The sequence below is a fragment of the Delftia sp. ZNC0008 genome, from assembly GCF_000799035.1.
GTDB classification, from domain to species: domain Bacteria; phylum Pseudomonadota; class Gammaproteobacteria; order Burkholderiales; family Burkholderiaceae_C; genus Comamonas; species Comamonas tsuruhatensis.
Map to the genome: position 1 here is coordinate 1 of NZ_JTKZ01000785.1, position 7,664 is coordinate 7,664.

9 protein-coding genes are annotated in these 7,664 nt (G+C 68.2%); 3 read left to right on the forward strand and 6 right to left on the reverse strand.

Going from position 1 to position 7,664, the window contains the following annotated elements; all coding sequences use genetic code 11:
* Both L995_RS25305 and L995_RS25310 read left to right on the forward strand, forming a co-directional pair.
* Nucleotides 1-545, forward strand: a 545-nt coding sequence (locus tag L995_RS25305; RefSeq protein ID WP_047474100.1) for an ABC transporter ATP-binding protein, incomplete at its 5' end; no start/stop codon positions are given.
* Complete coding sequence (locus L995_RS25310) at nucleotides 538-1,251, forward strand: branched-chain amino acid ABC transporter ATP-binding protein (protein WP_082001628.1); 714 nt, start codon at nucleotides 538-540, stop codon at nucleotides 1,249-1,251. The genes L995_RS25305 and L995_RS25310, both read left to right, overlap by 8 nt.
* 34 nt (nucleotides 1,252-1,285) lie before the next feature.
* Here the strand turns inward: L995_RS25310 and L995_RS34510 are convergent, their stop codons facing one another.
* From L995_RS34510 to L995_RS25335, 6 genes are all read right to left on the reverse strand, one after another.
* Nucleotides 1,286-1,483 (reverse strand): hypothetical protein, encoded by a 198-nt coding sequence (locus L995_RS34510; RefSeq protein WP_047474102.1) that lies wholly within the window; start codon nucleotides 1,481-1,483, stop codon nucleotides 1,286-1,288.
* Complete coding sequence (locus tag L995_RS34515) at nucleotides 1,423-1,605, reverse strand: hypothetical protein (RefSeq protein WP_231574527.1); 183 nt, start codon at nucleotides 1,603-1,605, stop codon at nucleotides 1,423-1,425. The genes L995_RS34510 and L995_RS34515 overlap by 61 nt, the downstream gene beginning before the upstream one ends.
* Nucleotides 1,602-2,216 (reverse strand): type IV toxin-antitoxin system AbiEi family antitoxin domain-containing protein, encoded by a 615-nt coding sequence (locus L995_RS25320; protein ID WP_016447321.1) that lies wholly within the window; start codon nucleotides 2,214-2,216, stop codon nucleotides 1,602-1,604. The genes L995_RS34515 and L995_RS25320 overlap by 4 nt, the downstream gene beginning before the upstream one ends.
* Before the next feature lie 107 nt (nucleotides 2,217-2,323).
* Nucleotides 2,324-2,797, reverse strand: a complete 474-nt coding sequence (locus L995_RS25325) for a hotdog fold thioesterase (protein WP_017405693.1) — start codon at nucleotides 2,795-2,797, stop codon at nucleotides 2,324-2,326.
* Between the two features lie 138 nt (nucleotides 2,798-2,935).
* Nucleotides 2,936-4,450: an acetyl-CoA hydrolase/transferase family protein gene (locus tag L995_RS25330; protein ID WP_012202025.1), complete on the reverse strand. Its 1,515-nt coding sequence runs from the start codon at nucleotides 4,448-4,450 to the stop codon at nucleotides 2,936-2,938.
* A 207-nt stretch (nucleotides 4,451-4,657) separates the two neighbouring features.
* Nucleotides 4,658-5,965, reverse strand: coding sequence for a solute carrier family 23 protein (locus tag L995_RS25335; protein WP_047474103.1), 1,308 nt, complete (start codon nucleotides 5,963-5,965; stop codon nucleotides 4,658-4,660).
* A gap of 195 nt (nucleotides 5,966-6,160) precedes the next feature.
* Here L995_RS25335 and L995_RS25340 point away from each other — a divergent pair.
* Nucleotides 6,161-7,664: acetoacetate--CoA ligase (locus L995_RS25340; RefSeq protein ID WP_047474104.1), on the forward strand; the 1,504-nt coding region annotated here is incomplete at its 3' end.

The following is a 7,664-nucleotide window of genomic DNA, read 5'->3' on the forward strand; positions in this document are numbered from 1 at the left end:
CCGCGTCCCAGCCCCGGCGCGCGCGTGCCGGCGTGGGCCGCAGCTACCAGCGCACCACCATCTTTCCCGAGTTCTCGGCGCTGGAGAACTGCCGGCTCGCGGCCCAGGCGCAGATGGCGCTCAGGCCCTGGCAGCTGGGTCTGTCCGCACAGCGCTGCGCGGCCAGCCTGCGCCAGGCCCATGCGGCCCTGGAGCGTGCGGGCCTGGCCGGGCTGGCGCTGGCCGTGGCCGGCACACTGAGCCATGGCGCCAAGCGCCAGCTGGAAGTGGCCATGTGCCTGGCCACCGGCCCGCGCGTGCTGCTGCTGGACGAGCCGCTGGCCGGCATGGGCGCCGAGGAGACCGAGCGCATGCTGGCCCTGCTGCAGGAGCTCAAGGGCGGCCATGCGGTGCTGCTGGTCGAGCACGACATGGACGCCGTGTTCCGCATCGCCGACCGCATCACCGTGATGGTCAACGGCAGCGTGGTGGCCACGGGCACGCCCGCGCAGATCCGTGTCGATCCCGTGGTCCGTACTGCCTATCTCGGAGAAGACGATGACTGAGCCCATGTTCGCCATCGACGAGCTGCATACCTACTACGGCGACAGCCACATCCTGCAGGGCGTGAGCCTGGCGCTGGGCGCGGGCCAGGCCGTGGGCCTGCTGGGGCGCAACGGCATGGGCAAGACCACGCTGATCCGCACGCTCACGGGCTATGTGCCCGCGCGCCGTGGCCGCCTGCGCGCCGATGGCCGCGACTGCACGGGCGCGCCGCCCGAGCGCATGGCGCGGCTGGGCATTGGCTATGTGCCAGAGGGGCGAGGCATCTTCCCCAACCTCAGCGTGCGCGAGAACCTGGTCATGAGCGCCCGCCCCGGCCTGCAGGGCGAGCGCCACTGGACGCTGGAGCGCGTGCTCGACACCTTCCCCCGGCTCGCGGAGCGCCTGGCCAACGGCGGCGACCAGCTCTCTGGCGGCGAGCAGCAGATGCTGTCCATAGGCCGCGCGCTGATGACGCACCCGCGCCTGCTCATCCTCGACGAAGCCACCGAAGGCCTGGCCCCCCTGGTCGTCGCCGAAATCTGGCGCGTGATCGCCGCCATCCGCAGCACCGGCATCTCCACCCTGATCGTGGACCGCGACTACAAAAAGGTCCTGGCCCACACCGACCGCGCCGTGGTCATGGCCAAGGGCCGGCTGGCGCTGCAGGCCGACTCGCGGGAGCTGCTGGCGCAGCCGGAGCGCCTGTCGGAGTTGCTGGGGGTTTGAGATGGCGGGGGATGTGGAGGACTTCCAGGCGGTATCAGAAGATGCCGCATTGCTGGAATTCCTCTCGCAGCCTTGCCACGACAGGGGCCAGCTCCAGCGCTGCAAGCCGGTTCTTCTTCAGGAAGGCGGCCCACTGCGCCTGCTTGGCCGCATCGCTGCTGAAGCCATCGCTCAATCCGGCAGGCAGGCCTGCGGGCAGCGCGAGTTGGCGGCGCTCGAAGGTCGCTGCCATGCCCAGCAGGCAAGCAGGCGTTCCAGGCCATAGTGGGTGAGCGTGAGGTTGAAGTCCTGCCTGCGGGCGTCCGCGCATTGCTTCAAACGTGCACGGATCGAGGCTGCGATATCGCGGCTCATGCGGCGATGCTTTCAAGGTAGGGGCGCATCACATTGCTGACGCGGTCGATGGCGGCGTAGTGCCAGAGCGCGTCGGCCGTCAGCTTGCGTTGTGCCCATCCGTCGCGCAGTGCTTCCAGCGCCACATCCAGGCCGATCTTGTTGCGGTACTTGAAGCAATCGGCCACGGTCTTCGATGCGTTGAAGACGGCGACACCGACGCCATCGATCTGCAGGGTTTCCACGCCTTCGGACAGTGCCGCACCGGACATGCGGATGGCGCGCAATGCAGGCTGGTCTATGCGGGGCGTGGGCGAGTGATGGGGAATGGCCATCCACACCTCGAAGGGCGCCTGCGTTCCTATGCCGTGGACCCGCAGCGCGGACAGCAGGCAGACCACCCCTTGCGGTACGCGCAGGGCCACTTCCGCCAGCGAGCGGTGCTCGCTGAGCGGCCGGCCCGGCAGGCTGTACAGGCCGCGTGCAACGCGTTCAAGGCGGCCTGCCGCGACCAGCCGGCTCAGCGCCATGGTCGGCAGGCCAAGCGCGGCAAGGTCGCGTGCGCGCAGCAGCGGCCGTTGTTCGGCCAGTGCCAGAACGGCTTGTTCGAGCGCGGAGCCAGGAGCGGGCATGCCGGAGTCTGTTGTATTGATTAGGCAATTATCAATAACTGAAGAAGAAATACAACGGACAACAGCAACGTGACCGAGAGCGCGAGGGTTCTCGGTCCATCAAGCTGTCAGGGCTGGGCCGCCACCGGCGGCTGCGCCGCGAGCTTGACGTTCTGCGCATGCGTGGGCGGCAGCAGCGCCATGGTCAGGCTGCAGGTGCAGGTCAGGCGGCCGGTTTCGTCGTGCAGTTCGATGGCCCAGACATGGGTGGTCTGGCCCAGGTGCACGGGGCGGGCCGTGCCCGTGACCCAGCCCTGGCGCGCGGCGCGCACATGGTTGGCCGAGACGTTCAGGCCCACGCTGCGCCAGCCATCGGGGATGGAGCAGGCCGCGGCCACCGAGCCCAGGGTTTCGGCCAGCACCACGTTCACGCCGCCGTGCAGGATGCCGTAGGGCTGGCAGGTGCGCTGGTCCACGTGCACGCGGCCGCGCAGGAAGTCGTCACCGATCTCGGTGAACTCGATGCCCAGGTGCGAGACGGCCGTGTCGGCGCTCAGCGAGGTGATGTCTTCAAGGGTGAAGCTGCGCTTCCAGATCGGCATGGGAGAAGTCCTGTGGGTGCAACGAAAAAGACGGCCCCGTGGGCCGTCCTTGCATGCTACGCCAGTCCGGGCAGCCATGCCGATGGCCGCCTGTAGCCCAGGAGACTGCGCGCTGGCGCGCTGGCGCGCTTGCGCGGTTCAGGCGCGCATGTCGCCCGTTTCGACAAAGCGCTGGTGCCAGCTCAGCGCTTCGCCCAGGATGTGCGGCGTGTGCAGCGCGCCCTGGCGCTGGGCGCGGTCGAAGTAGTCCTGCAGCTGGGGACGGAAGTCGGGATGGGCGCAGCGGTCGATGATGACCTGGGCGCGCTTGCGCGGCGACAGGCCGCGCAGGTCGGCCAGGCCCTGCTCGGTGACGATGATCTGCGTGTCGTGCTCGGTATGGTCCACGTGCGAGCACATGGGCACGATGCAGCTGATCTTGCCGCCCTTGGCCACCGAGGGCGTGACGAAGAAGGACAGGTAGCCGTTGCGCGCGAAGTCGCCCGAGCCGCCGATGCCGTTCATCATCCCCGTGCCCATGACGTGGGTGGAGTTGATGTTGCCGTAGATGTCGGCCTCGATCATGGAGTTCATGGCGATCACGCCCAGCCGGCGCACCAGCTCGGGGTGGTTGCTGATCTCCTGGGGGCGCAGGATGATACGCTCGCGGTAGAAGTCGATGTTCTCCTCGAAGTCCCTGTAGGCGCTGCCGGACAGCGAGATCGAGGTGGCCGAGGCGCGGCTCATCTTGCCCGCGCGCAGCAGGTCCAGCATGCCGTCCTGCAGCACCTCGGTGAAGCCCAGCAGGTTCTCGAACGGCCCCGTCAGCAGGCCGGCCAGCACGGCGTTGGCCACGTTGCCCACGCCCGACTGGATGGGCAGCATCTCCTTGGGCAGGCGGCCCATCTTCATCTCGTGCGCGAGGAAGTCGATGATGGACGCGGCGATCAGGTTGGAGTTGGCGTCGGGCTGGGCGAAGACGTTGTCGCGGTCGCCCTTGTGGGTTTCGACCACGGCGACCACCTTGGCCGGGTCCACGCGCAGGTAGGGCTCGCCGATGCGGTCATCGGCATGGGTCAGGGCAATGGGCACGCGGCGCGGCGGGATGGCCGTGCCGTAGTAGATGTCGTGCATGCCTTCCATCTTGGCCGGCGGCTTGGTGTTGACCTCCAGGATCACCTTGTCGGCAATCTCCAGCCAGGTCTTGTTGTTGCCCACGGCGGTGGAGGGGATGAGGCGTCCGTCCTCGGTCACGCCCAGCACCTCGACCACGGCCACGCTCATGGGGCCCAGGAAGCCGAACCACGCATGCTGGGCCACGTGGGACAGGTGCATGTCGATGAAGTCGATCTCGCCGGCATTGATCCTGGCGCGGCAGGTCGGGTCGGTGTTGAAGGGCAGGCGCTGGCCCAGTGCGCCGGCCTCGGCCAGGGCGCCGTCCATCTCGGCGGCCGTGGAGGCGCCGGTCCAGACATTGATCTTGTAGGGCCGGCCGGCCGCGTGTTCGCTCTTGGCGTGCTGGGCGATGGCCTGGGGCAGGGCCTTGGGGTAGCCCGCGCCCGTGAACCCGCTCATGCCGACGTTGACGCCGTGGGGGATCAGGGCGGCGGCCTGCTCGGCCGTCATGGTGCGCGAAAGGAATTCTGGGAAACGTACGCGGTCTGCGAGGGACATCTATGGCTCCGGCTGACGGCTCGCGCCAGCCGGCAGGGTGCCGCAGCGCTGGCTTGCAAGCCTAAAAAAAACCGCCCCATGCAAGAACGCAAGGGCGGTATATCTCCGGAAACCGATGGTAGCAGCGCTGGCAGCGGCCCTCGGGTTTCCCCGTAAAGGCCCTGCCGCGCAGTCAAAGGCTCAAAGAATGTTTGCGTGTGCTCACATTCAATGAATCAGCGGCTGATCATTGCGTGCATGATCCAGCAGCGCGTACAGGATGATGGCGCCGAAAGTCGCGGTCCCGATGCCGCCCAGCGCGAAGTCGCCGAACTTGAGCGTGAAGTCGCCCGTGCCCAGGATCAGGGTGATGGCCGCCACGATCAGGTTCTTGTTCTGCGAGAAGTCCACGCGGTTGTCCACCCAGATCTTGGCGCCGGCCACGGCGATCAGGCCGAAGACCACGATGGACACGCCGCCCATCACGGGCAGCGGGATCGCCTGGATCAGCGCGCCGAACTTGGGCGAGAAGCCCAGCAGCACGGCCAGGACGGCGGCCACGAAGAACACGGCCGTCGAGTAGATGCGCGTGGCGGCCATCACGCCGATGTTCTCGGCATAGGTGGTCACGCCGGTACCGCCGGCCGCGCCGCTGACCATGGTGGCCACGCCGTCGCCGATGAAGGCCCGGCCCATGTACTGGTCCAGGTTCTTGCCGGTCATGGCGGTCACGGCCTTGATATGGCCCAGGTTCTCGGCCACCAGGATGATGACCACGGGCACGATGAGCACCATGGCCGGGCCGCTGAACACGGGCGCGTGGAACTGGGGCAGGCCGAACCAGGTGGCGTTGATCACGCCCGACAGGTCCACGGGCTTGCCCATGCCCAGCACGTTGGTGAACAGGCCGTACAGCAGGCTGGCGGCGATCAGGCCCACCAGGATCAGCAGGCGCTGCACCATGCCGCGCGTGAACACGGCCACCAGGCCCACGCAGACGAAGGTCAGGGCCTGCATCCACGACTCGAAGTTGTTGGCCGCCATGTTCTTGACGGGTATGGCCGCCAGGTTCAGCCCGATCACGGCCACCACGGCGCCCGTGACCACGGGTGGCATGAAGCGCTCGATCCAGCGCGTGCCCACCATCTGCACCACCAGGCCGATCAGCGCATAGACCGCACCGCAGGCAATGATGCCGCCCAGCGCCACGCCGATGTTGCCGTTGGCGCCCTTGCCGCCATAGGCCGTGGCTGCGATCACCACGCCGATGAAGGCAAAGGACGAACCCAGGTAGCTGGGCACCTTGCCGCCCGTGATCAGGAAGAAGATCAGCGTGCCGATGCCGCTCATGAGCACGGCCACGTTGGGGTCGAACCCCATGAGGATGGGCGCCAGCACGGTGGAGCCGAACATGGCGATCACGTGCTGTATGCCCATCAGCCCGGTCTGGGGCCAGGGCAGGCGCTCATCGGGGCCGATCACGCCTCCCCGTTGCAGCTGGTCGGCGGATTTCTCCGTCCATTGGAAAAGGCCCATGTGGCATCGCTCCTTGTAAAAAATTGGCGCGATATTAGAGGCATTTGTTTTCTGGCAGGAGGGGGCGAGCGGAAATTTTTTCCCAGTGTTTGTGCGCAGATACGCGATCCGGCCCGCAGACTTTGTCGCCCAGGTGCCAAGCTAGTGGCTTTCCCGTCTGGGCTCGCGGGCAGCGCGCGCGTACCGTGGCCGGTCATGAGCCATACCCCTGCCTTCATCCCCCAGATCCGCCTGTACCAGGACTGGCTGCGCGAGCGCCACGGCCTGCAGTTCGACAGCTACGACGCGCTGTGGCGCTGGTCGGTGACCGACCTGGACGCCTTCTGGCAAAGCATCTGGGACTACAACGCGCTGCAGTCGCCCACGCCGCACACGGCCGTGCTGGAGCGCAACACCATGCCCGGCGCCCAGTGGTTTCCGGGTGCCCAGATCAACTACACGCGCCAGGCGCTGCGCCATGTGGATGCCGCCCATGCGGCCGGCATGCCCGCCGTGGTCAGCCGCAACGAGACGGGCCGCCACCGGGAACTGTCCTGGCCCGACCTGCGCCGCCAGGTCGCCGCCCTGGCCCTGCACCTGAAGGCCCAGGGCGTGGGCCGCGGCGACCGCGTGGCTGCCTACCTGCCCAACATCCCCGAGGCCATGGTCGCCCTGCTGGCCACGGCCAGCCTGGGCGCCGTCTGGAGCATCTGCGCGCCCGACATGGGCACCAACGCGGTGCTGGACCGCTTTCGCCAGATCGCGCCCAAGGCGCTGATCGCCGTCGATGGCGTGCACTACGCCGGGCGCGATATCGACCGCATGGCCGTGCTGGCGGAGCTGCGCGCAGGCCTGCCCAGCGTGGAGCATGTGGTCCTTGTGCCCAACCTGGACCTGCAGGCCAGGCTGGCCGATGCCGCCGACTACGGCCAGGTCACGGCCCGCGACGACGCGGCCACGGCGGCCTTCGAGCCCGAATGGCTGCCCTTCGACCACCCGCTGTGGATCGTCTACTCCAGCGGCACCACCGGCCTGCCCAAGCCCATCGTCCACGGCCATGGCGGCATGGTGCTGGTGGCCCTGCAGCTCAAGGCCCTGCACAACGACGTAGGCTGCAGCTACCACCCCAACAGCTGGGGCGAGCGCTACCACTGGTACAGCTCCACGGGCTGGGTGATGTGGAATGCCCAGGTCTCGGGCCTGCTGGGCGGCACCACCTGCGTGATCTTCGACGGCAGCCCCGGCGGCAGCAAGGACAGGCCCGACTGGGGCGTGCTGTGGCGCTTCGCGGCCGAGACCGGCGTGACCAGCTTCGGCTCGGGCGCGGCCTTCTACGCCAACTGCATGAAGGCCGGCGTGGACCTGGCCCAGTGCGGCGACCTGTCGCGCATCCGCAGCCTGGGCACCACGGGCTCGCCGCTGTCGCCCGAGGTGCAAAGCTGGGGCACGGCGCAGTTCGCCAGCATGGGACGGCCTGACATCTGGTGGAACAACATCTCGGGGGGCACCGACTTCGCGGGCGCCTTCATCGGCGGCCACCGCGAGCTGCCCCAGCAGCCGGGCATCATGCAGTGCCGGCAGCTGGGCGCGGCCGTGGAGGCCTGGAACGAGCAGGGCCAGCCCGTCATCGACGAGGTGGGCGAGCTGGTCTGCACCCAGCCCATCCCCTCCATGCCGCTGTACCTGTGGGGCGATGCGGACGGCAAGCGCTACCTGTCCA